Here is a 22,911-nt window from a genome sequence, read left to right on the forward strand (position 1 = left end):
CCATCAGTCCGTTTCAACCGGGCGACGGCTGAAACGCTGCCCCAGGCCGTGCATGGCGAGAAAGATCACCGGGGTGGAAAACAGCGTCAACAACTGGCTGAGCAACAGGCCGCCGATGATCGCGATCCCCAGTGGATGCCGCAGCTCCGAACCGATACCGGTACCCAGCGCCAGTGGCACCGCGCCAAACAGCGAGGCCATGCTGGTCATCAGGATCGGTCGGAAGCGCAATTGCGCCGCCTGGCGAATCGCCGCCGTTGGGCTCAGGCCGCCCTTGCGCAACAACTCCAGGGCGAAGTCCACCATCATGATGCCGTTTTTCATCACAATGCCAATCAACAGGACAATTCCGATCAAGCCAATGATGTCGAACTGCGTACCGGTTACCAGCAGCGCCAGCAACGCCCCGAGGGCCGCCGACAGCAGCGTCGACAGGATCGTCACAGGGTGCACGAAGCTCTCATAGAGAATCCCCAGCATCAGGTACACCACCACAATCGCCGCCACCACCAGGAACACCTGGTTGGACAACGACGACTCGAACGTCGCCGCCGCGCCTTCCAGGTTGGCCTGCACCGACAGCGGCAAACCGACCTTGGCCTCGATGTCCTGCAGCAGCGTCAGCGCCGTGCCCAAGGTCTGGCCGGGAGCGAGGTTGAAGGACACATCGGCGTAGGGAAATTGTCCCAGGCGGTTGATGGTGAGCGGCGTGCGCACCACCTGCAGGGTCGCCATACTTGACAGCGGCGCCACACCGCCGGCGGGAATGTCGACGTACAAACCGGTGAGCAGATCCGGCAGATTGCGCGGCAGATGATCGGTGGCAATCACCACGTGGTACTGGTTGAGCTGGGTGTAGATGGTCGACACCTGGCGCTGGCCAAAAGCGTCGTACAGCACGTCATCGATGGCTTGCGGGGTGATGCCGAGGCGCGAGGCAGTGGCGCGGTCGAACGTCAGCTGAATCTGGTTGCCGAACTGCATCGCTTGGCTTTGCACATCGATAAACATTGGGTCTTGCTTGACCGCCGCCAGCAGCTTGTTAGTCCACTGTTCCAGTTCATCCAGGTCGTTGGCTTGCAGGCCAAGTCGATAGCTGGTGGTGGACACCGTGGCGTCGAGGGTCAGGTCCTGCACCGAGTGCAGGTACAGCCGGATGCCGGCGTCGTCGGCGTTGACATCGGCCAGTCGGCGGATCACCTCGGTGGCGCTGTCGCGCTCGTCCCGGGGCTTGAGGTTGATCAGCAGGTTGCCTTGGTTGATGGTGGGGTTGGTCTGGTCGATGCCGACGAAGGACGACAGGCTCTGCACCGCCGGGTCCTTGAGGATCCGTGCCGCCAAGCGCTGCTGCTCGATCTGCATCTGCTGGAAGGAAATGGTCGGCGACGCCTGGGAAATACCCTGGATCAGGCCGGTGTCCTGGTCGGGGAAAAAGCCCTTGGGCATGATCACCAGCGTCATCAGGGTCAGCGCGGCGGTGAACACCACCGAGATCAGCGTCAGGGTGCGGTGAGCCAAGACCCAGTCCAGTCCTCGGACGTACTGGGTGTTGATGCGGTCGAAGAAATCTGCGCGTCGCTCCTCGTGCTTATTCCTCAGCATCCGCGCGCACATCATCGGCGTCAGGGTCAGGGAAATCAGCACCGAGATAACGATGGTCACGGCCACGGTCATGGCAAATTCGCGGAACAGTCTGCCGACCACATCGCCCATGAACAGCAGCGGGATCATCACCGCAATCAAGGCGATGGACAGCGAAATGATGGTGAAGCCGATCTGCTCCGAACCCTTGAGCGCCGCCTCCAGCGGTGAGTCGCCGGCCTCGATGTAGCGGGTGATGTTTTCGATCATGACGATGGCGTCATCCACCACAAACCCGATGGCGATGGTCAACGCCATCAGCGTCAGGTTATTCAGGGAAAAGCCTAGGGCGTAGGCCACCGCCAGTGTGCCCACCAGGGTCAGCGGCACGGTGACCGCCGGAATGATCGTGGCCGCGATATTGCGCAGGAAGATGAAAATTACGATCACTACCAGCAGCACCGCCACTGCCAGTTCGTACTGCACGTCGGTGACCGAGGCGCGGATGGTTTGCGTACGGTCCGTCAGCACCTCGACCTTCAAGGTCCCCGGCAGACTGGCCCGCAACTTGGGGAGCAATTGCTGCACGCGGTCCACCACCTCAATGACGTTAGCGCCGGGCTGGCGCTGGATATTCAGCACAATCGACGGCGTGCTGTTGGTCCATGCGGCCTGGCGCGGGTTCTCCGGGCCCTGGGTGGAACTGGCGATCTGCGACAGGCGAATCGGTGCGCCGTTTTTATAAGCGATCACCAGGTCGCGGTATTCGTCGGCGGATTGCAGCTGGTCGTTGGCGCCAATGGAATAAGCCTGGAACTTGCCGTCGATATTGCCCTTGGCCTGGTTGACGTTGGCCGTGCCCAGGGAGGTGCGCAGGTCATCGAGGGAAAGCCCGAGGTTGTTCAGCGTCGACGTATTGGCTTCGACTCGCACCGCCGGTCGCTGGCCGCCGCTGATGGTCACCAGGCCGACGCCGGTGATCTGCGAAATATTCTGCGCCAGGCGGGTGTCGGCCAGGTCTTCGACCTTGGTCAACGGCAGTACGTCCGAGGTCAGAGACAAGGTCAGTACCGGTGCATCTGCCGGGTTGACCTTGCTGTACACCGGCGGGTAAGGCAGGTTGGCTGGCAGGAAAGTGCCGGCCGCGTTGATGGCCGCCTGCACTTCCTGTTCGGCAACGTCCAGGGAAAGCGACAGGTCGAATTGCAGGGTCACCACCGAGGCACCGTCGGAACTGGTGGAGTTCATCGACTTCAGGCCGGGCATTTCGCCGAGCTGACGTTCCAGGGGGGCGGTGATCGACGAGCTGACCACGTCCGGGCTGGCGCCGGGGTATTGTGTGAAGACCTGGATGGTCGGGTAGTCCACCTCCGGCAACGCCGACACCGACAACAGGTGATAACCCAGCATCCCCAGCAACAGCACCGCGACCATCATCAAGGTGGTGGCTACAGGACGTCCGATAAAGGGCCGCGAAATATTCATGATCGGCAGCTCCTCACTGTACGACGACCTTCACCAGCGAGCCGTCATCCAGTTTGTCGGCGCCTTCGGTAACCACCTGTTCGCCCGGCTTCACACCGTTGTCGAGCACCGCCGAGACATCGCCCATGGCCGGGCCGGTCTTGATATTGCGCAGGCTGGCCATGGTGCCGTTGACCACGAACACGAAGTCCCCCTTGCTGCCGTGCTGGATCGCCCGGGTCGGCACCACGGCGAATTGAGTCAAGGTGTCGGCCTTGAGGAGCGCGTTGACGAACTGGTTGGGAAACAATGCATTTCCCGAATCATCGAACTGCGCCTTGACCTTTATGGTGCCGGTGGTGGTGTCCACCTGGTTATCCAAGGCCAACAGACTGCCGGTGGCCAGCAAGTTCTTTTTATCGCGGTCGTAGGCCAGCACGGTCACCGCGCCACGGCCCATGGCCTGGTTGATCGCGCCTAGGTCATCCTCGGGCACGGCGAACACCACGGTGGCCGGATTCATCTGGGTGATGACCACAATGCCTGTATTGCTGGTGGTGGTGACGTAATTGCCGGGGTCCACCAGGCGCAGGCCGACTCTGCCGTCGACGGGGGAAGTAATGGTGCAATAACTCAGTTGCACCTCAAGGTTCTGCACATTGCCCTGGTCGGCGGCCACGGTGCCCTGTTGTTGCTGGACCAGGGAGGCTTGCGTATCGAGGGTTTGCTGGCTGGTGGAGCCGGCCTTGACCAGTTCGCGGTAGCGCGCCAGGTCGCGCTGGGCATTACTCAATACCGCCTGATCGTGGGCCAGGTTGCCCTTGGCCATCGCCAGCTGGGCTTTCAAGGCACGGTCGTCGATTCGGGCGATGACCTGGCCCTTGCTCACGAGCTGGCCTTCCTTGAATTCCACACTGCTGAGAATGCCGTCGACCTGGCTGACCACGGTCACACTGCGGGTCGGCGTGACGGTGCCGAGGGCGTCGATATAGACCGGCACATCTTGCACGGCGGCCGGTACCACCGCGACCGGTTCACCAGCGGCCGGCGGCTTGCCTTTGTGCTGGCCGCCAAAGAAGTGCAAACCCAGGGCAATTAACAACGCGACCAGCAACAACGTGCCTACTGCCCAGGCGAACGTACGTCGTCTGCTTTTCTCCACGGGTTTCTCACTCGAACGCCGAAATCAGGATGCCGCACCAAGGCCAAGTGGCACTTCGCTGATTGCAATTTAACAGCGCGTTCGGTCTTTGTTTGTACAACCGTGTATGCGTTCAGCATCAAGACAGAAAAAGCCAGCTGCAACCTCGGTAACGCAATGGTGCGCACAGACAATCAACGATACCTGTAGGGTGTCAGCGCCGTGTGGTCTGTGGTGATCCTGGCGTTATTCGATTCGCCTTGCTACAAAATGCCCGAGCATGTGAGGGGCTGTAATGTACCCGGCGAGTAGCCCAGCCAGGCTCCCGCTGCCTCCTTGCATCGTCACCAAGGTGGGCAATGCGCTCGTGGAGCTCGTCAGTAAATTCGAAATGGGTGGTGCCGGGGTTGTCGTAAACAGCGCTCGGCCCGAGAAAGATACGCATAGCTGCCTGTAGATCCGAGCGCACCGATGGAGTCCACTTTCGCAGCTACCAGTTGTTCCACAAGACGAGTAAATGCTGCTACGTCTACACCCTGCTCATTCATGGGTGTCAAAGGAAACGCACTAAGGCCGGTAAACATAGTTCATGACTCCATCGTGTAATTCTGAAACTGGATTGCTACAGGACCGGTTGCCCCCGAAGACTCATCGCTTGAGCCACTCCAAGCGCTGATAACAAAAAGCTGCGTGCGAGGCAAAGCTGGACTTGACCCACATGCCCCTCCCCCAAGCAGCCTCCCGTCTTGATTATTTATCAATGGGCGCCGGGACCAATCAGTGCACTCTCAATCTGCGCACCTGGCATCATCAGCTGCAGGCCTTCGATCAGCTTGTCACCGGCTTCAGTCAAGGTTTCAAGTGGCATGGCCGGTAGGCTTTCCAGAATGAACCACATGTGCTTTGCATCTGCACTCAGTCGTGTTCTGACACCTTGCCGCCAATTCCATCGACGACAAGTCACGCCTTTATCGTCCCGCCAAACAACTTCGCCGGCATCAGGATATTCGTGGGCTCGGGCGCCTTCTTTCATGGTGTCAAAAGGTTCGGTGCCATCCGCGACAGCGAGTCGTGGGGAGCCCACATAGGCCTCAATGTTCTCACCGCCGACAGGGACTGCGTACTCAATGCTGATGGCGTTGTAGAGATCAACCACTGGATCGATACTCGGCAGGCTGCCGTCACGCAGGACCCGTTTACGCAGAGCTTCAGCTGAGCAAGGAGTGCGCTGCGGCTTGGAACCAAACTGTCGGAAGAGATCCGCCCAAGCCGCCAGATGTGCTTCTGCCCAGCTGGCACCACCCGTCGTGACCGAATGGCAAGCTCGAGCCAGAGCGTCCTTGCCGATATCTGGATTGGCGATCGGTGCAGCTTCGACCACAATGCTCAGCGCTCTGAACTCAGGTGCCAACTTGATTACATCTTGGTCGATTGACGGCAGTACGGACAGCATCAGAGAATCCTCTTAATCCTAAATACCATTTCATACTAGCGACCAATGACCAAAATAGTCAATATACCGACCAACACGGGCGCCGACGTACAGACGGTTAGCGAAGCAGTTTCCCGTAAGCTCAAACAGGAGCGAAAGAAGCGAAAAATCACGCTGGACGAGCTTTCCCGTCGCTCCGGTGTCAGCAAGGGCATGGTGGTTGAGATAGAGAAATGCACGGCCAACCCAAGCATCGCGATCCTGTGCAAAATCGCGGCTGCCTTGGGCCTTTCAGTTGCTGATGTCGTGAACGTGTCCGACGCCCCCTCTGCCCACCTCATCGAGAGTAAGGATATCCCTACACTCTGGACAGGAAACTTGGGGGGTACGGCTCGGCTCCTTGCTGGAACAAGCGGTCCAAACATGATCGAGCTTTGGCGATGGGAGATGTTTCCTGGTGAGACATTTGCATCATCAGGACATCCTCAGGGGACTTACGAGTTGTTTCACGTGGAGAAAGGTACACTCAGCTTCAAGGTGGGTGAAACCGAGTTAAGCATTTCTCAAGGTTGCTCTGCTGTAGCAAAAACGGATGTTCCTCATGCCTATGCCAACAACAGCAAATCAAAACTGATATTCACTATGTCCGTAACAGAAATCCATCAATCCGCGCCTGAAATATAGTAGCCACACTTCACTGGACATCCCCTTTGATTGATTCCCTTTACCCTCGGTCCAAATCCTAGTGAAAGACCATGATTCATTGCCAAGCGAAAGCCGAGGTGCGACATGGAATTCATCGGGTCTGCGCCCTGCCTGGCACGGGTTCGAAAACTCGTGCAGTAGCTGGCGCATTCAGGCTGATATCATTGAAGAATTTACAAGCTGAGTGAAAAACCATGAACCGTCAAAAAAAACTAAAGCAGTTGTTCAAGGCCAACGCCAAAAAGGCCAGCGCCAAATTGGCACCGAAAAAGCCTAAATACATTTGCAAAGCTGACCGATTGAAACTGGCTGCTGAAGCCAGTCAGGAATCGATCATTTCTGCTGAGAGCTGATCTACACAACATTCAAACAGCCTGTAACTGACCACGCAAAACCTGCATAATCGCCGGCTTTTTTGCGACAGGAAGTCAGCGCATGCAACGGATTGTAATTCTGGGCAATGCCGGTAGCGGCAAATCCACCCTCGCCCGCGCCCTCGGCAAGCGCCTGAGTCTGCCGGTGCTACACCTGGACAAGCTGTTCTGGGAGCCAGGCTGGGTCGAACCCGACGCCGAGCTGTTCCGCGCACGGGTGCGCGATGCGATCGCTGCGGATGCCTGGATTTGTGAAGGCAACTATGCGCGGCGTACCTTCGACCTTCGCCTGCCCCGTGCCGACCTGATCATCTGGCTCGATACATCGCGGCTCACCTGTTTCACCCGGGTGATCAGGCGCAGCGTAATGAACCGCCCTCGCCCAGACCTTGCAGCAGGTTGTACCGAGAAGCTCGACCGGGCGTTCCTGACCTTCCTGAATTTCGTGTGGAATTTCGATCGTGAGTACCGCCCAGGCATCGAGGCGGTGCGCCTGGCCACAGGCCCGCAAATTCCTACGGTGCACCTGCGTGGTAGCCGGCAGATTACCGCGTTTCTCGATAGCTTGTGTCTCGGCGGTCTGAGCGAGCACAACTGACAAGTTTTCCCCACCCACCCCTAGATTCGCTTTATCCTTGCTGCAAACCCGATGAAAAGCCATGAATCCTGTATACGGCTGTTGACTGTTCCCCATGCGCAAACTTCTGTACCTGACTTTCTCCATGGCGCTGATCGCCGCTCTTACGACCTACGCAATGTGGGCCGCGGATCGCCCGACGGGCCTTTACCTCTCGGATCTGCGGATCGATGTCGCCGTCGATCAGGGCACGCCCGCTGACCGTGGCAATTTGCTGGGCATCCAGCCCGAGCTGTTTCCTACCGACTACCAAAGCCCCGAACGCTTGCACCGCAAACTCGCCGCCTACTTGCAGAAGGCCCGGGATCAGGGGCTGCTGAATGAAAAAACCATCGTCGTATTGCCCGAACATGTCGGCACCTGGCTGATGGTCAGCGGCGAAAAGGACGAGTTGTACCAGGCCAGCACTTTCAAGGAAGCGATGAACTGGCTGGCCGTGAGCAATCCGCTGAAGTTCGTCCGCGCGCTGATCGGTGCCGAGGGCGACAGCCGCATCGACGACGCGCACCTGCGCATGAAAGCCAAAGGTATGGCCAAGGATTACCAGGCGTTGTTCGGCGGGCTGGCTAAGGAATTTCACGTCACCCTGGTGGCAGGCTCCATCGTGCTGCCTGAGCCCAGCGTCATCGACGGCACGCTGAAAATCGGCCGTGGCGCACTGTTCAACAGCAGCGTGGTGTTCGGCCGCGACGGCCTGCCAATCGGCCAGCCCCAGCGCCAGATGCATCCGGTTTTCGAGCCGCAGGAGGTGATCAAGGCCAACGGCGAACACACGCTCAATGTCGTCGACACCCCGGCCGGGCGCCTGGGCGTGCTGATCGGCAGCGACAGCTGGTACCCGGACAACTACCGCAAACTCGACACTCAGCAAGCACAGTTGGTCGCAGTCCCGGCGTTTGTTGCCGGCCGCGGTACCTGGGACCGGCCGTGGCGTGGCTACAAGGACTCATCGACACCCGGCTCCGTAAGCCTCAAGGCCGGGGAGATCAGTGAAGGCCAGGCCTGGCAGCGCCTGAACTTGAGCACTCAGTCTCCCGCCAGCCAGGCCATCGCCGGCATGAGCGTATTCCTGCGCGGACAGTTCTGGGATCAGGGCAGCGCCGGGCAGAGTTTTCTCAGCAGCAACGGCCGGCATTTCGCAGATGGCAAGGCCCGCGGCGCGCGCTTGCTGAACCTCTGGCTGTAAATCATGAAACCCACCCCCATGCGTCTGGGTAATCTGTCGGTGGGCTTTGTTCACAGCCTGGCCGACGCCGTGCGCAGCCACGGGGCAGATCCGCAGCCACTGCTCGAGCAATACGGCCTTGATGCGGCCCGACTGAGTGAAGCCGGTGCCCGTCTCTCGATCCCGCGCTACATGCGCCTGGGCCACGCTGCCATCCAGTTGACCGGCAACCCGGCGCTCGGCTTGCAGATGGGCCAGCTCAGCCGCCTGAGCCAGGCCGGCCTTGCCGGCGTCACTGCCGCCCAGGCACCGACAGTGCGTGAGGCGGCGCGCTGCCTGATTCGATTCGAAGCCTTGTATGGCTCCAACTATCGCGGTCAATCGAGCTTCGACGAGGACCCTCAGGGTGCCTGGTTGCGCTTCTACTCCATCAGCCCCTACAACAGCTATAACCGTTTCGTGGTGGATTCGATCATCTGCGGTTGGTTGCAGCAATTGTCCAGCGTCAGCCCTGCCCGGCTGCGCGCCGAACGCATCGACATCGAGTTCGAAGCTCCCGGCTACCGCGCGGCCTACGACGTGCTGGGCGACTGCCCGATCCAGTTTGGCGCCGAGCACAATCAATTGCGCCTGAGCCTGGCCAGCCTTGCCCAGCGCAACCCCGAGCATTGCCCCAGCACCTGGCGGCATCTGCTGCAACTGTGCGAGCGGGAGCTGGAGCAATTGACACGCACCCTCAGCCTGCGTGAACGCATCACTCAGTTGCTGGGTCCGTTGCTCAATGGTGGCCGGGAACCCGACCTGGAAGAAGTGGCGGCACGCCTGAAGCTGCCCGTCTGGACCCTGCGTCGCAAACTCGCCGAAGAAGGCACGCAATTTCGTGCGATTCTCAACGACACCCGTCGCGACCTGGCCATGACCTACATCCGCGACACCGAATTGGCGTTCGGAGAAATCGCCTACCTGCTGGGCTTTGCATCAGCCGAAGCCTTTCAACGCGCCTTCAAGCGGTGGACCGCGCAGACACCCGGCGAGTTTCGCCGTAGTCGTAGAGAAACAGCCATAAGCAGCAAGCTTTAAGCTGAAAGTTAGAGCTCGGTAGCGTCTTCGGCGGGCTCCAGTGGGTCCAGTTCAAACGCCTGATACTCGAGCAGCTCTTCTTGATAATCGTCCATTTTCGAATCCCCCACAGCTCATTGAAAAACGTCTGAATAAATGACCAGCGCCTTGAGCCTAAAGTGCCCGCATGAAAGAAAAATGACGCGGACACGACACTTCGTCGCTTCTAGATAAAACGTAGCAGGCGGTGGGGAATTTATCACAGGATTTTTTCGCTGCAGGCCGCAGGACGACGGTCTGTTTGACACTGATCAATCTTTGTTGCGGTGACGGGGCCGGCGCGATGTCGTCTGGCCCCGTGGCCGCCCGTCACTGGCCAGTGATGGGCATGGCCTGGATCGGCTCCGAAGGTGGCGCCATGTCACTCGGGTTGGCCGGTGGCGTGATCGCTTCGGCGGAAGGCGTTGGCTCGGTGGCTGGGGTCGAGGTAATCGGTGCAGTCTCCGGCGGCGGAGCTACCGGCTCTGAAGCGGCAGGGGCAACTTCGGCAGCCTTCGCTGCCTCTGGCGCTGGCGCTGGCGCAGTCTCTGCCGCGGGTTCCGGGGCCAACGGCGCCGGTGCCGGTGCCGCCTTGGGCTCGGGCATACCCAGGTCGGTTTTCGGCTTCTCGGGGATGTGCGCCGCTTCTTTCACTTCCTTGGGCAGGAACAGTTCGACCAGGGCGAAGAAACGCTCGTAGAACTTGGCCGATGTGACGGTTTCGCTCGCGACCTTGACCATCGAGTCGTCGGACGAGCCGATCGGCATCGACACCGAGCCCAGCACGCCGACACCGAGGCTTGCCGAGTTGTTGGTTTTCTTCAGCGCGTACTTGTCCTGCAGGGCGTTGGCGAACACGGTGGCATGATGCGCCGCACTGCCGTCTTCGGCGCAGACCACACTGAAACTGATTTCCATGTGGGTTTCACCGGTCTGCTGGAAGCTCTTGTGCCCACTGACCAGTTTCGGATTACTGCTGGTGATGATGTAGCCCTGGCTCAGCAAGGCCCGACGAGCCGCTTCACAGGAGGCCGAATCGGTCACCGGATAGTTACGGGAAAACGTTCCGGAATCATCGAAGTTCTCATGCTCGTAGATGGCGGCTTTCTTCGACGAACAACCGGCAGCAGCAGCCAGTACCAAGGCCAGCCCGACAACCCGCATGGGAATTGATTTAAACATTGAACATCCTGAGAGAAACGGTTCTGGGCGTATTGTGCAACAGATCGATGCTTAGCGGCGCACCGATTGTGTCTTAAAACAGTTACAGAGGTGTTGACCCCGCATATGCAGGAAAGTCACCCGGCATTTTTACAAAAGCAAAGATCAAAAGATCGCAGCCTGCGGCAGCTCCTACAGGTGTCGATCCCGTGTAGGAGCTGCCGCAGGCTGCGATCTTTTGATTCTGCCATACAAAACCCCGGCCAATGGACCGGGGTTCTTGTGTAGCGCAAAACTCACCCTGGCATCAGAAACGCTCGATCTCGGCCTGGCTTTCCAGCTGCTTGCGGTAAGCAGCGAAGTCTTGCTGGCCAACGCGCGAAGCGAGGAAGCGACGGTATTGAGCCTTCTCTTCTTCGGTTGGCGCTGCGGCCTCGTTCACGCCGGTCAGACGCACGATCATCAGACTGCCATCAGGCAAGGTGACGCTGCTGAAAGTCGGTTTATCCTTGGCGGCTGGCTTGGGCATGCGGAACAGCGCCTGCAGCACAGTCGGGTCCAGCCCTTCCTGAGCGCGGGTCGCGGCTTCGGTAACCTTCCAGTTCTGACCGTCGATCAGGGTGTCCAGTGGGGTCTTGCCATCGCGCAGGCTGGCGATCAGCTCATCAGCCTTGGTCTTGGCGGCAGCACTGGCGTGCTCCTTGGCCAATTGTTCACGGATCGGGCCCTCGACCTTTTCCAATGGCAGTTGCGCAGGCTTGAGGTGTTCCTTGGCGCGCAACACGATCACGGTTTCGGGGTCGAGCTCGATGGCGGTGCTGTTGGCACTCTCATCCAGCACTTCCGGGCTGAACGCTGCGGTGATCACGGCACGGTTGGCCGCAATGCCTTCGCCACCTTCACGGCCGAAAGGCTTGGAGGTGTGAACGGTCAGCTTCAAGTCCTGCGCAGGCTGGACCAGATCGGACGCTTCGAACGACGCGTCTTCCAGTTGCTTGGTCGCTTCGACGAAACGCTGCTCGACCTGCTGGGCCTTCAATTCGCGGGTCAGCTTGTCTTTCAGGCTGGCGAACGTCGGCACTTCAGGCGCCTCCACGCCCAACAGCTTGATCAGGTGGAAACCGAAGTCGGTGCGAACCGGCTCGGAAACCTGATCCTTGGCCAACGAATACAGGGCTTTCTCGAACGCTGGGTCATAGACGCTAGGACCTGCGTAGCCCAGGTCGCCGCCGTTGGTTGCCGAACCCGGGTCCTGGGAGAATTCCTTGGCCAGGGCTTCGAACTTCTCGCCCTTGTTCAGGCGGGCCTGGATCTCCTCGATCTTGGCCTTGGCCTGCGCTTCGGTAGTCTTGTCGTTAACTTCGATCAGGATGTGCGCAGCCTGGCGTTGCTCGGACAGGTTCGCAGTCTCTTTCTGATATGCCGCTTGCAGGTCTTCGTCCTTGACGCTGACCTGATCGAAGAAGGAAGCCTTCTTCAACTCCAGGTAATCGATGACCACCTGATCCGGCGTCATGAATTCCTTGGCGTGCTCGTCGTAATAGGCCTTGACCTCTTCGTCGGTCAACTTCACGGCTGCCGGGTCGACCTTGATGCTCAGGGAAGCGAAATCGCGAGTCTGTTTTTCCAGACGGGCAAAGGCCAGGACCTGGGCATCGGTGACGAAACCGCTACCCGCCAAACCGGCACGCAGCTGTCCGATCAGCATTTCCTGAGCCAGCATCTGGCGGAACTGCATACGGCTGTAGCCGAGTTGACGAATTACCTGATCGAAACGCTCAGGGCTGAATTTGCCATCCACCTGGAATTCAGGCGTTTGCAGGATGACCTGGTCCAGCGCCGCTTCGGAGAAAGCGAATTTGGAGTTTTCTGCGCCTTGCAGCAGCAGTTTTCGGTCGATCAGGCCTTTGAGGGCCGATTCGCGCAGCATTTTTTCGTCGAGCAAGGAGGCGTCGAAATCCTTGCCCAGCTGTTGCATGAGTTGACGGCGTTGCATATCGACCGCCTGGCTCAGCTCGTTCTGGCTGATTTCTTCACCATTGACCTTCGCCGCCTCATTTTTGGTCGTCGTAGCCTGAAAAATGGCGTCGAAACCGGTCAAAGCCATCAGTGCAACGATGACCCCGATAATGGTCTTGGCAATCCAGCCTTGTGAATTGTCCCTGATATTTTGCAGCATGCGTCCCCCATAAACGGTTGAACTTCAAAATTAGGCAACCGTGGAGCGTGGGTAGAATCCGGATAGAAGAAAGGCGCATCCGAGGATGCGCCTTCTCGTAACTGGCGGAGCGGACCGATGACTCGACCTTGCGAGCCTCGGTGTCTCGGACCGGCGACCTGCCGACTGGACTACCGCTCCGCTGCCAGGTCAGGCATGACCCCGCCCCGGATAGGCAAAAACCTGAATGGAACTTAGTTGACAGCTTCTTTCAGTGCTTTACCAGCTTTGAAACCTGGTTTTTTGGCAGCTGCGATTTCCAGCGTCTTACCGGTCTGTGGGTTACGACCGATGCGAGCTGGACGATCAGTTACGGAGAAAGTACCGAAACCAACCAGAACCACGGAGTCGCCGGCCTTGAGAGCGCCAGTGACGGATTCGATTACAGCGTCCAGCGCACGGCCAGCAGCAGCTTTCGGGATATCAGCGGATGCAGCGATAGCATCAATCAGTTCCGACTTGTTCACTCTAAGTCCCCTTATATCTATTTGAGTATGATTCTAAGTTTTTTGGTAAAAGCAAAAACGAGTGCTGAATGGCCTACAGACACTTAAGAGCCGCTTTATAACAAGGGCTCTAAAAAACTGTCAAGGAAGCCCCCCAGGCAAATACGTACTAATGCGTGCTAATTCTTTCCTTAGAATCCGACTCGCGCTTTTCATCCTTCGCGACTATCTCTGGAGCCACATCCGGCAAGGGCTCCGGGGCGTATTGCAGCGCAATTTGCAGGACCTCGTCAATCCATTTAACTGGTTTAATCTGAAGATCTTGCTTGATATTGTCCGGAATTTCCTTCAGATCGCGAACATTCTCTTCAGGAATGATCACCGTCTTGATTCCGCCACGATGCGCGGCGAGCAGTTTTTCCTTCAAGCCACCGATCGCCAATACTTGGCCACGCAGGGTTATTTCACCCGTCATGGCAACATCCGCGCGTACGGGAATGCTGGTCAGTGCCGACACCAGTGCCGTGCACATGCCTACGCCCGCGCTCGGGCCGTCCTTCGGGGTTGCCCCTTCCGGCATGTGGATGTGCGTGTCGCGCTTCTCGTGGAAGTCCAGGGGAATGCCCAGGCTCTTCGCGCGGCTGCGCACAACGGTCAAGGCTGCGGTGATCGACTCGACCATCACGTCACCCAGGGAACCGGTCTTGATCAGCTGGCCTTTGCCCGGCACGACAGCGGCTTCGATGGTCAGCAATTCACCGCCCACCTGAGTCCACGCCAACCCGGTCACCTGACCGATCTGATCCTGCTGCTCGGCCAGGCCGTAGCGGAATTTGCGCACGCCCAGGAAGTGTTCCAGATCGTCCGCAGTGACCTTCACCGAGAAGCGTTTTTCCAGCGCATGCTCTTTGACCGCCTTGCGGCAAACCTTGGCAATCTGGCGCTCCAGGCCCCTTACACCGGCTTCGCGGGTGTAGTAGCGGATGATGTCGCGGATCGCTTCCGCGTCGAATTCCAGCTCGCCTTTCTTCAGGCCGTTGGCCGTGATCTGTTTCGGCGAGAGGTATTTGACGGCAATGTTGATCTTCTCGTCTTCCGTGTAACCGGGCAGGCGAATGACTTCCATCCGGTCCAGCAGCGCCGGTGGAATGTTCATGGAGTTGGAGGTGCACAGGAACATCACATCGGACAGGTCGTAATCGACCTCCAGATAGTGATCGTTGAAGTTGTGGTTCTGCTCGGGATCGAGCACTTCCAGCAACGCCGACGCCGGATCGCCACGCATGTCGCTGCCCATCTTGTCGATTTCATCGAGCAGGAACAGCGGGTTGCGCACACCCACCTTTGTCATCTTTTGAATCAATCTTCCTGGCATCGAACCAATGTAAGTACGGCGATGACCACGAATTTCCGCTTCATCGCGCACGCCGCCGAGGGCCATTCGCACGAATTTACGGTTGGTGGCGTGTGCAATGGACTCCGCCAGCGAGGTTTTACCCACCCCCGGAGGACCTACCAGGCACAATACCGGGCCACGGATTTTCTTCACGCGCTTCTGCACGGCGAGGTATTCGAGAATCCGCTCCTTGACCTCTTCGAGGCCATAGTGATCGGCGTCGAGAATGTCTTCTGCGCGAGCCAGATCAAGGCGCACCTTGCTCTGGGCCTTCCACGGCACCTGGACCAGCCAGTCGATGTAGGAACGGACCACAGTCGCTTCGGCGGACATCGGCGACATTTGCTTGAGTTTGTTCAGTTCGGCGGTCGCCTTGGCGAGCGCGTCTTTCGGCAGGCCGGCGGCATCGATGCGCTTTTTCAGCTCTTCGACTTCGTTATGCCCTTCGTCGCTATCACCGAGCTCTTTCTGAATGGCCTTCATCTGCTCATTCAGGTAGTACTCGCGCTGACTGCGCTCCATTTGCTTTTTGACACGACCGCGAATGCGTTTTTCGACCTGCAGCAGATCGATCTCGGCATCCAGCAAGGCTAGCACGTGCTCGACACGGGCCGACAAATCGATGATTTCGAGAATTTCCTGCTTCTGCTCGATTTTCAGTGCCATGTGCGCGGCCATGGTGTCGACCAGGCGGCCTGGCTCATCGATGCTGTTGAGCGACGACAGGACCTCGGCAGGGACTTTCTTGCCCAACTGCACATATTGCTCGAACTGCGACAGCAGGCTGCGGACAAACACTTCCGACTCGCGCTCAGGCGCATCGACCTCGTCGATCAACGAGACTTCGGCACGGCAGTGGCCATCCACTTCGCTGAAGCGCTCCACGGCGCCGCGCTGCTCGCCTTCGACCAGAACCTTGACCGTACCGTCAGGCAGCTTGAGCAGCTGCAGAACGGTCGCAATCGTACCAACGCGATAAAGTGCGTCTTCACCGGGATCGTCGTCAGCGGGGTTTCTCTGGGCCAGCAGAAGGATCTGCTTGTCGCCCGTCATCGCTGCCTCGAGGGCTTCGATGGATTTCTCGCGCCCCACGAACAGCGGGATAACCATGTGCGGATAAACCACAACATCACGCAATGGCAGGAGAGGCAATTCGATGGTTGTCTTCATGATTTCGCCTCTACGGCGGCCATAAGGCCGGAAACAGATGGAAGTAAGCTTGAAACCAAGATGGGGGCAGCCTTGAAAAAAAACAAGCACAAAGACTGTGTAAAAACCTGCAAAAAGCAAAGGGGCCCGAAGGCCCCTTCTTTATACCGACTGCGCGACGCTTAGGCGTCTGGCGCGGCCTTGGCAGCAGGCTCACTGTTTTCGTAGATATACAGTGGCTTGGACTTGCCTTCTATAACGCTTTCATCGATCACTACTTTACTCACCTCAGACTGCGAGGGGATTTCATACATAGTGTCGAGCAACACACCTTCGAGAATCGAACGCAGCCCACGAGCACCGGTCTTGCGTTCCAGCGCGCGTTTTGCGACCGATTTCAGTGCGTCGGCCCGGAATTCCAGGTCCACGCCTTCCATCTCGAACAGCTTGGCGTATTGCTTGGTCAGCGCGTTTTTCGGTTCGGTGAGGATCTGCATCAAGGCAGCTTCATCAAGCTCGTCAAGCGTGGCCAGGACCGGCAGACGACCGACGAATTCCGGGATCAGACCGAACTTGACCAAATCGTCAGGCTCGACTTCACGCAGGGACTCACCGACTTTCTTGCCTTCTTCCTTGCTGCGAACTTCCGCGTTGAAACCGATACCGCCCTTGGTGGAACGGTTTTGAATAACCTTTTCCAGACCGGAGAACGCACCACCGCAGATGAACAGGATGTTACGGGTGTCGACCTGAAGGAATTCCTGCTGCGGATGCTTGCGACCACCTTGCGGCGGAACGGAAGCGACCGTGCCTTCGATCAACTTGAGCAGGGCCTGCTGCACGCCTTCACCGGAAACGTCCCGGGTGATCGACGGGTTGTCAGACTTGCGCGAAATCTTGTCGATTTCGTCGATGTAGACAATGCCCATCTGGGCTTTTTCCACGTCGTAATCGCACTTCTGCAGCAGCTTCTGAATGATGTTCTCGACATCTTCACCCACATAACCCGCCTCGGTGAGGGTGGTTGCGTCGGCGATGGTGAACGGAACGTTCAGCAAGCGGGCCAGTGTTTCGGCAAGCAGGGTCTTACCCGAGCCTGTCGGGCCGATCAGCAAGATGTTGCTCTTGCCGAGTTCGACGTCGTCATTCTTCTTGTCACGCTGGTTCAGGCGCTTGTAGTGGTTGTACACCGCTACGGCGAGAACCTTTTTCGCACGCTCCTGACCAATCACGTATTGATCAAGGATGCCGCTGATTTCTTTAGGCGAAGGCAATTTATGCGCGCTGCTCTCGGCCTGGGCTTCCTGCACCTCCTCACGGATGATGTCATTGCACAGGTCGACGCACTCGTCGCAGATAAAGACCGAGGGGCCGGCAATCAATTTGCGCACTTCATGCTGGCTTTTGCCACAGAAGGAGCAATAGAGCAGCTTGCCGTTGTCCTCGCCGTTGCGGGTGTCAGTCATTCGTTCGATCCAAATCCGATAGGCTTGCAACACAAGATGAAGGCTATTGCGGGCTTTTTCAAGCCCGCCGGTGATCAGACCAGCCGACCAACCCTATTTTGAGCTGCTTATTTTAAGCGGGGCGTTGGGTGATCACTTCATCGATCAACCCATACTCACGTGCGGCTTCTGCACTCATGAAATTATCGCGATTGGTATCGCGCTCGATTTCTTCGAGAGTGCGCCCGCTGTGCTTGGCCATCAGCGTGTTGAGACGCTCACGGATGAAGAGGATTTCCTTGGCATGGATTTCGATATCCGACGCCTGGCCCTGGAAACCGCCCAGTGGCTGGTGAATCATCACACGCGAGTTCGGCAGGCAGTAACGCTTGCCTTTGGCACCGGCCGTCAGCAGGAACGCGCCCATGCTGCACGCTTGACCGATACAGGTGGTCGACACGTTGGGTTTGATGAACTGCATGGTGTCATAGATCGACATGCCCGCCGTCACCGAACCGCCCGGGGAGTTGATATAGAGATGGATGTCCTTGTCCGGGTTTTCCGCTTCAAGGAACAGCAGTTGCGCACAGATCAGGTTGGCCATGTAGTCCTCTACCGGACCCACCAGAAAGATCACTCGTTCCTTGAGGAGGCGCGAGTAGATGTCGTAGGCGCGCTCGCCACGAGCGGACTGCTCGACAACCATCGGGACCAGGCCGCCTGCGGCCTGGATATCAGAGTTCTGCTGAATATACGAATTACGGAACATGCTCTGCAGTCACTCCCAAATAGTTATGTCTTGAATACGCATAAGCCAGCTCGAGAGCTGGCTTATGGTGTGTGCTTCTTACCGCAAAAACGATCAGTCGGCTTGTGGAGCTTCTACCGGCTTGACTGCTTCTTCGTAAGAGACCGATTTGTCGGTCACGCTAGCTTTCTGCAGAACAGTATCCACAACTTGCTCTTCCAGCACAACCGAACGAACTTCGTTCAGCTGCTGGTCGTTCTTGTAGTACCAGGACACAACTTGCTCAGGTTCCTGGTAAGCCGAAGCCATTTCCTGAATCATCTCGCGAACGCGGGCTTCGTCAGGCTTCAGGTCGAATTGCTTGACCACTTCAGCCACGATCAGGCCCAGGACAACGCGGCGCTTGGCCTGCTCTTCGAAAAGCTCGGCCGGCAGTTGGTCAGGCTTGATGTTGCCGCCGAACTGTTGAACAGCCTGCACGCGCAGTCGGTCGACTTCGTTGGACAGCAGAGCCTTTGGCACTTCGATCGGGTTGGTAGCCAGCAGACCGTCCATGACCTGATTCTTGACCTTGGATTTGATCGCCTGACGCAGTTCGCGCTCCATGTTCTTGCGAACTTCGGTGCGGAAGCCTTCCAGACCGGTTTCCTTGATGCCGAATTGAGCGAAGAACTCTTCAGCCAGCTCAGGCAGTTTTGGCTCGGAAACGGTGTTCACGGTAACGGTGAACTCAGCGGTCTTGCCAGCCAGGTCGAGGTTCTGATAGTCCTCTGGGAAGGTCAGGTTCAGAACGCGCTCTTCGCCGGCTTTAGCGCCAACCAGACCGTCTTCGAAGCCCGGGATCATGCGGCCGGAACCCAGAACCAGCTGGGTGCCCTTGGCGGAACCGCCAGCGAACACTTCACCCTCGACCTTGCCGACGAAATCGATGTTCAGTTGGTCTTCGGTCTGGGCAGCGCGATCGGCCACTTCGAAACGGGTGTTCTGCTTGCGCAGGATGTCCAGCATCTTGTCCAGATCGGCATCAGCCACGTCAGCGCTCAGGCGCTCTACGGCGATACCTTCGAAACCGGCAACGGTGAACTCAGGGAACACTTCGAATACAGCGACGTATTCCAGGTCCTTGCCGGCTTCCAGGGATTTAGGCTCGATCGAAGGCGAACCAGCCGGGTTCAGCTTCTGCTCGACAACGGCTTCGTAGAAGGAAGACTGGATGACGTCGCCTACCGCTTCCTGGCGAGCTTCAGCGCCGAAACGACGCTTGATTTCGCTCATTGGCACTTTGCCTGGACGGAAGCCAGCAATCTTGGCCTTTTGGGCAGTCTGCTGCAGACGCTTGTTGACCTGAGTCTCGATGCGCTCAGCCGGCACGGTGATGCTCATGCGGCGCTCAAGAGCAGAAGTATTTTCAACAGAAACTTGCATGGATATTCCTCGTTGCACAGACGTTAGCCGGCCGTTTCCGACCCCAGAATCAAGGGCATGCATTCTAGTGGGTCAAACTCAAGAAGTCACCCTACTGAAAACGGGTAAAAACGCAGCAGGCAATTTATAGGTGCGAATGCACGAGTGCACCTCGCCCCGGTGGCAAATACAGCCAATCACGCCAAGGCTCTGCGCCAACCCTTCCTTATATGAAAGAGGTTGCCAATCATCTCCCTGACAGCCGATCTTGCGAGCAAGGCCGGCGGGCAGTACGGCATCATCGCGAAACATAAAAACGACGAAACGCCCTGCCCTTGCGACCCGGAACCCGCGGTCGCTGGATCCACTGAAACAAAAAAGGCGCCAGACTATTAATCTGGCGCCTTTTCGAAATATGGGGTGGACGATGGGGATCGAACCCACGACAACGGGAGTCACAATCCCGTGCTCTACCAACTGAGCTACGCCCACCATATTGCGTAACAAAGAAGCCAAATCACTTCTTTGTTGAACCTCAACCAGACCAGGCGGCATGGGTGAAGTCTTGTTTGGTGCGGATGAAGAGACTCGAACTCTTACGCCTCGCGGCGCTGGAACCTAAATCCAGTGTGTCTACCAATTCCACCACATCCGCGAGATGAAGCCTTTAAAGCAAAGGCGCCAGACTGTTAATCTGGCGCCCTTCGAAATATGGGGTGGACGATGGGGATCGAACCCACGACAACGGGAGTCACAATCCCGTGCTCTACCAACTGAGCTACGCCCACCATATCGCGCTACTTGTGCCAAAGCTGCCTAATGGCGCACCCGGCAGGACTCGAACCTGCGACCATCCGCTTAGAAGGCGGATGCTCTATCCAGCTGAGCTACGGGCGCCTTGTTAATCTGTACTCTTGGAGGACTACAAACTAAGTGCTTTTCAGTCTTGCAGAATCTTAATCCCGCTCAACCTTCTCAACCAGTGCTAGGCTGTGCCCGACAAGTGCGACGAATAGTATAGAGCCCCCCGCAGGTCGTCAAATCCTTTTTAAAAAAAATTCATTTAATTAAAGGGGTTAGCGGAATTTGCAGACCAAGCGCCTTTGCCCTCAACGCATGACATGCGAGAATGCGCTCTCTTTTTTTCCCCTCTCGATGGTTAATCACGCGCAATGACTGCACAACTTATCGACGGCAAATCGATCGCCGCCAGCCTGCGCCAGCAGATCGCCCAACGCGTCAACGAGCGGCGCCAGCAAGGCCTGCGCACGCCCGGCCTCGCGGTGATCCTGGTCGGCAGCGATCCTGCCTCTCAGGTTTATGTCTCGCACAAGCGTAAAGACTGTGAAGAGGTCGGCTTCCTGTCCCAGGCCTATGACATGCCTTGCGACACCACTCAAGAAGCGTTGGCCGAGCTGATCGATCGCCTCAATGACGATCCGGCGATTGACGGCGTTCTGCTTCAGCTCCCTCTTCCTGAACATCTGGACGCCTCCAAATTGCTGGAACGCATTCGTCCGGATAAAGACGTAGATGGCTTCCATCCTTATAACGTCGGCCGCCTGGCCCAACGCATTCCATTGCTGCGTCCATGCACGCCAAAAGGCATCATGACCCTGCTGGAAAGCACCGGTGCCGATCTCTACGGGATGAACGCGGTGGTGGTCGGCGCTTCCAATATCGTCGGACGCCCGATGGCGATGGAATTGCTGCTGGCCGGTTGCACCGTGACTGTCACCCACCGCTTCACCAAGGACCTGGCGGGTCATGTCGGCCGCGCCGACCTGGTGGTCGTCGCCGCCGGCAAGCCGGGCCTGGTAAAAGGTGAGTGGATCAAGGAAGGCGCGATCGTGATCGACGTCGGCATCAACCGCCAGGAAGACGGCAAACTGGTGGGTGACGTTATCTATGAAACCGCCCTGCCCCGTGCCGGCTGGATCACTCCGGTGCCAGGTGGCGTCGGCCCTATGACCCGCGCCTGTCTGCTGGAAAACACGCTGTACGCCGCCGAAACCCTGCATAGCTGAAGCTCAAGGCAGAGGTAGCCAGCGACACAAGGAACCCCGCCCATGGCGGGGTTCTTTTTTGCCTGCGGAACAGGATCGACCATCCGCCGGAAAGTGACTTTTTTTTCATGTTTCCAAGGACTTTCACCCCGCCCTCGAACAACCATCGACAGTTATTCAGCCATACTCCAGAATGTCGCGCTTTTTTAAGAAATAGCCCGTTACAAAACGGCTTATCAACACTTTATTGAGTCCGCCAGCGTGAAAATCCGTCTTTCCATCCTGAGCCTATTTTTTGCTGTTACAGGGACTTTCATCACGCCACTGGCCATCGCGGGCGACACCACCACCGCAGCGCCTCGAGACACCTCGCAACTCAAGCTCGCTTCCGGCAGCTCCTTGCTGCTGGACATGCAGACCAACAAAATCATCTATGCCAGCAATCCGGACGTCGTCGTCCCCATCGCTTCCGTCAGCAAACTGATGACCGGCCTGGTCGTGGTTGAAGCCAGGCAGAACATGGATGAGTACATCAACATCAACATCAGCGACACGCCGGAAATGAAGGGTGTGTACTCGCGGGTAAAACTCAAGAGCGAACTGCCGCGCCGGGAAATGCTGCTGATTGCCCTGATGTCCTCCGAGAACCGCGCCGCCGCGAGCTTGGCCCACCACTATCCGGGCGGCTATGTCGCCTTTATCGCCGCCATGAATGCCAAGGCCAGGGCGCTGGGGATGACCAACACCCATTTCGTCGAGCCGACCGGCCTCTCCCCGCGCAACGTGTCCACCGCTCGCGACCTGAGCAAGCTGCTGATCGCCGCGCACAAATACCCGTTGCTGACAGAGCTGAGCACCACCAAGGAAAAAACCGTTACCTTCCGCAAACCCATCTATAGCCTGGGTTTCCGTAATACCGACCATTTGGTGCGCAAGCCAGACTGGGACATACAGCTGACGAAAACCGGTTTCACCAACGCAGCAGGTCACTGCCTGGTGCTGGTGACCCGGATGAGTAACCGTCCGGTTGCCCTGGTACTCCTTGACGCTTACGGCAAATACACACACTTTGCCGATGCCGCCCGCATCCGCAATTGGGTCGAATCCGGCAAGAGCGCCAACGTGGCTTCTGCAGCCTTGCAGTACAAATCGGAAAAGAACCTGAAGCAGCGGCAGAGTGGTGTCGTTGAAGCTTCGAAGTAAGCAGGCAGATACCGCAGGCAAAAAGCCCCCGACAATCCGGGTAGGGGGGCTACATGAGCGTATTTGGATTGGGTGTATATCCGTTGCTGCGGTCACGGCCACCTATGGTTTCGCCCTTACGGCGACTCACTTTTCCAA

The 22,911-nt window shown here is 57.9% G+C and carries 18 protein-coding genes and 5 tRNA genes; 7 read left to right on the plus strand and 16 right to left on the minus strand.

Going from position 1 to position 22,911, the window contains the following annotated elements; translation table 11 throughout:
• Window positions 1-3: 3 nt before the first annotated feature.
• The 4 genes from ACA058_RS20635 to ACA058_RS20650 all read right to left on the minus strand — a co-directional run bounded on the left by ACA058_RS20635 (window position 4) and on the right by ACA058_RS20650 (window position 5,639).
• Window positions 4-3,066 (minus strand): efflux RND transporter permease subunit, encoded by a 3,063-nt coding sequence (locus ACA058_RS20635; protein WP_497635684.1) that lies wholly within the window; start codon window positions 3,064-3,066, stop codon window positions 4-6.
• 13 nt (window positions 3,067-3,079) lie between these two features.
• Window positions 3,080-4,207 (minus strand): efflux RND transporter periplasmic adaptor subunit, encoded by a 1,128-nt coding sequence (locus ACA058_RS20640; RefSeq protein WP_497635685.1) that lies wholly within the window; start codon window positions 4,205-4,207, stop codon window positions 3,080-3,082.
• A gap of 356 nt (window positions 4,208-4,563) precedes the next feature.
• On the minus strand, window positions 4,564-4,770 hold the full coding sequence (locus tag ACA058_RS20645; RefSeq protein ID WP_497635686.1) for a dihydrodipicolinate synthase family protein: 207 nt from the start codon (window positions 4,768-4,770) through the stop codon (window positions 4,564-4,566).
• A gap of 173 nt (window positions 4,771-4,943) precedes the next feature.
• Window positions 4,944-5,639: a B3/B4 domain-containing protein gene (locus ACA058_RS20650; RefSeq protein WP_497635687.1), complete on the minus strand. Its 696-nt coding sequence runs from the start codon at window positions 5,637-5,639 to the stop codon at window positions 4,944-4,946.
• 45 nt (window positions 5,640-5,684) lie between these two features.
• On the opposite strand from ACA058_RS20650, the gene ACA058_RS20655 reads away from it, so the two are divergent.
• From ACA058_RS20655 to ACA058_RS20675, 5 genes are all read left to right on the plus strand, one after another.
• On the plus strand, window positions 5,685-6,302 hold the full coding sequence (locus ACA058_RS20655) for an XRE family transcriptional regulator (protein WP_497635688.1): 618 nt from the start codon (window positions 5,685-5,687) through the stop codon (window positions 6,300-6,302).
• A 215-nt stretch (window positions 6,303-6,517) separates the two neighbouring features.
• Entirely contained in the window at window positions 6,518-6,676 is a 159-nt protein-coding gene (locus tag ACA058_RS20660) for a DUF2986 domain-containing protein (protein WP_497635689.1), read from the plus strand.
• A gap of 82 nt (window positions 6,677-6,758) precedes the next feature.
• Window positions 6,759-7,295 carry a P-loop NTPase family protein gene (locus ACA058_RS20665; protein ID WP_497635690.1) on the plus strand — a complete coding sequence of 179 codons (537 nt, stop codon included), beginning with the start codon at window positions 6,759-6,761 and terminating at the stop codon, window positions 7,293-7,295.
• A 94-nt stretch (window positions 7,296-7,389) separates the two neighbouring features.
• Entirely contained in the window at window positions 7,390-8,520 is a 1,131-nt protein-coding gene (locus ACA058_RS20670) for a carbon-nitrogen hydrolase family protein (RefSeq protein WP_497635691.1), read from the plus strand.
• Window positions 8,521-8,523: 3 nt separating this feature from the next.
• Entirely contained in the window at window positions 8,524-9,579 is a 1,056-nt protein-coding gene (locus ACA058_RS20675; RefSeq protein ID WP_497635692.1) for an AraC family transcriptional regulator, read from the plus strand.
• A 348-nt stretch (window positions 9,580-9,927) separates the two neighbouring features.
• On the opposite strand, the gene ACA058_RS20680 is transcribed toward ACA058_RS20675, so the two are convergent.
• From ACA058_RS20680 to ACA058_RS20735, 12 genes are all read right to left on the minus strand, one after another.
• Window positions 9,928-10,779 carry a DUF2242 domain-containing protein gene (locus tag ACA058_RS20680; RefSeq protein ID WP_497635693.1) on the minus strand — a complete coding sequence of 284 codons (852 nt, stop codon included), beginning with the start codon at window positions 10,777-10,779 and terminating at the stop codon, window positions 9,928-9,930.
• Window positions 10,780-11,065: 286 nt separating this feature from the next.
• The gene (locus tag ACA058_RS20685; protein WP_497635694.1) at window positions 11,066-12,937 is read right to left on the minus strand and encodes a SurA N-terminal domain-containing protein; all 1,872 of its coding nucleotides are present in this window, start codon (window positions 12,935-12,937) and stop codon (window positions 11,066-11,068) included.
• A 102-nt stretch (window positions 12,938-13,039) separates the two neighbouring features.
• Window positions 13,040-13,117: transfer RNA gene (locus ACA058_RS20690), tRNA-Leu, on the minus strand.
• Between the two features lie 53 nt (window positions 13,118-13,170).
• Complete coding sequence (locus ACA058_RS20695; RefSeq protein ID WP_002552737.1) at window positions 13,171-13,443, minus strand: HU family DNA-binding protein; 273 nt, start codon at window positions 13,441-13,443, stop codon at window positions 13,171-13,173.
• Between the two features lie 148 nt (window positions 13,444-13,591).
• A complete protein-coding gene (gene lon / locus ACA058_RS20700; protein WP_008062469.1) occupies window positions 13,592-15,988 on the minus strand; it encodes an endopeptidase La in 2,397 nt (798 codons plus the stop codon).
• Between the two features lie 161 nt (window positions 15,989-16,149).
• A complete protein-coding gene (clpX, locus tag ACA058_RS20705) occupies window positions 16,150-17,433 on the minus strand; it encodes an ATP-dependent Clp protease ATP-binding subunit ClpX (protein ID WP_007946893.1) in 1,284 nt (427 codons plus the stop codon).
• 112 nt (window positions 17,434-17,545) lie between these two features.
• The gene (clpP, locus tag ACA058_RS20710) at window positions 17,546-18,181 is read right to left on the minus strand and encodes an ATP-dependent Clp endopeptidase proteolytic subunit ClpP (RefSeq protein WP_497635695.1); all 636 of its coding nucleotides are present in this window, start codon (window positions 18,179-18,181) and stop codon (window positions 17,546-17,548) included.
• Window positions 18,182-18,274: 93 nt separating this feature from the next.
• A complete protein-coding gene (gene tig, locus ACA058_RS20715) occupies window positions 18,275-19,585 on the minus strand; it encodes a trigger factor (RefSeq protein WP_497635696.1) in 1,311 nt (436 codons plus the stop codon).
• Window positions 19,586-19,980: 395 nt separating this feature from the next.
• Window positions 19,981-20,056: transfer RNA gene (locus tag ACA058_RS20720), tRNA-His, on the minus strand.
• A 78-nt stretch (window positions 20,057-20,134) separates the two neighbouring features.
• Window positions 20,135-20,219 (minus strand) — tRNA-Leu (locus ACA058_RS20725).
• Between the two features lie 57 nt (window positions 20,220-20,276).
• Window positions 20,277-20,352, minus strand: a tRNA-His gene (locus ACA058_RS20730).
• A 32-nt stretch (window positions 20,353-20,384) separates the two neighbouring features.
• A tRNA-Arg gene (locus tag ACA058_RS20735) sits at window positions 20,385-20,461 on the minus strand.
• A 275-nt stretch (window positions 20,462-20,736) separates the two neighbouring features.
• Here ACA058_RS20735 and folD point away from each other — a divergent pair.
• Both folD and pbpG read left to right on the plus strand, forming a co-directional pair.
• Complete coding sequence (gene folD / locus ACA058_RS20740; protein WP_497635697.1) at window positions 20,737-21,591, plus strand: bifunctional methylenetetrahydrofolate dehydrogenase/methenyltetrahydrofolate cyclohydrolase FolD; 855 nt, start codon at window positions 20,737-20,739, stop codon at window positions 21,589-21,591.
• A 240-nt stretch (window positions 21,592-21,831) separates the two neighbouring features.
• A complete protein-coding gene (gene pbpG / locus ACA058_RS20745) occupies window positions 21,832-22,773 on the plus strand; it encodes a D-alanyl-D-alanine endopeptidase (RefSeq protein WP_497635698.1) in 942 nt (313 codons plus the stop codon).
• Window positions 22,774-22,911: the final 138 nt, after the last annotated feature.

Source organism: Pseudomonas sp. LBUM1649, assembly GCF_059716155.1.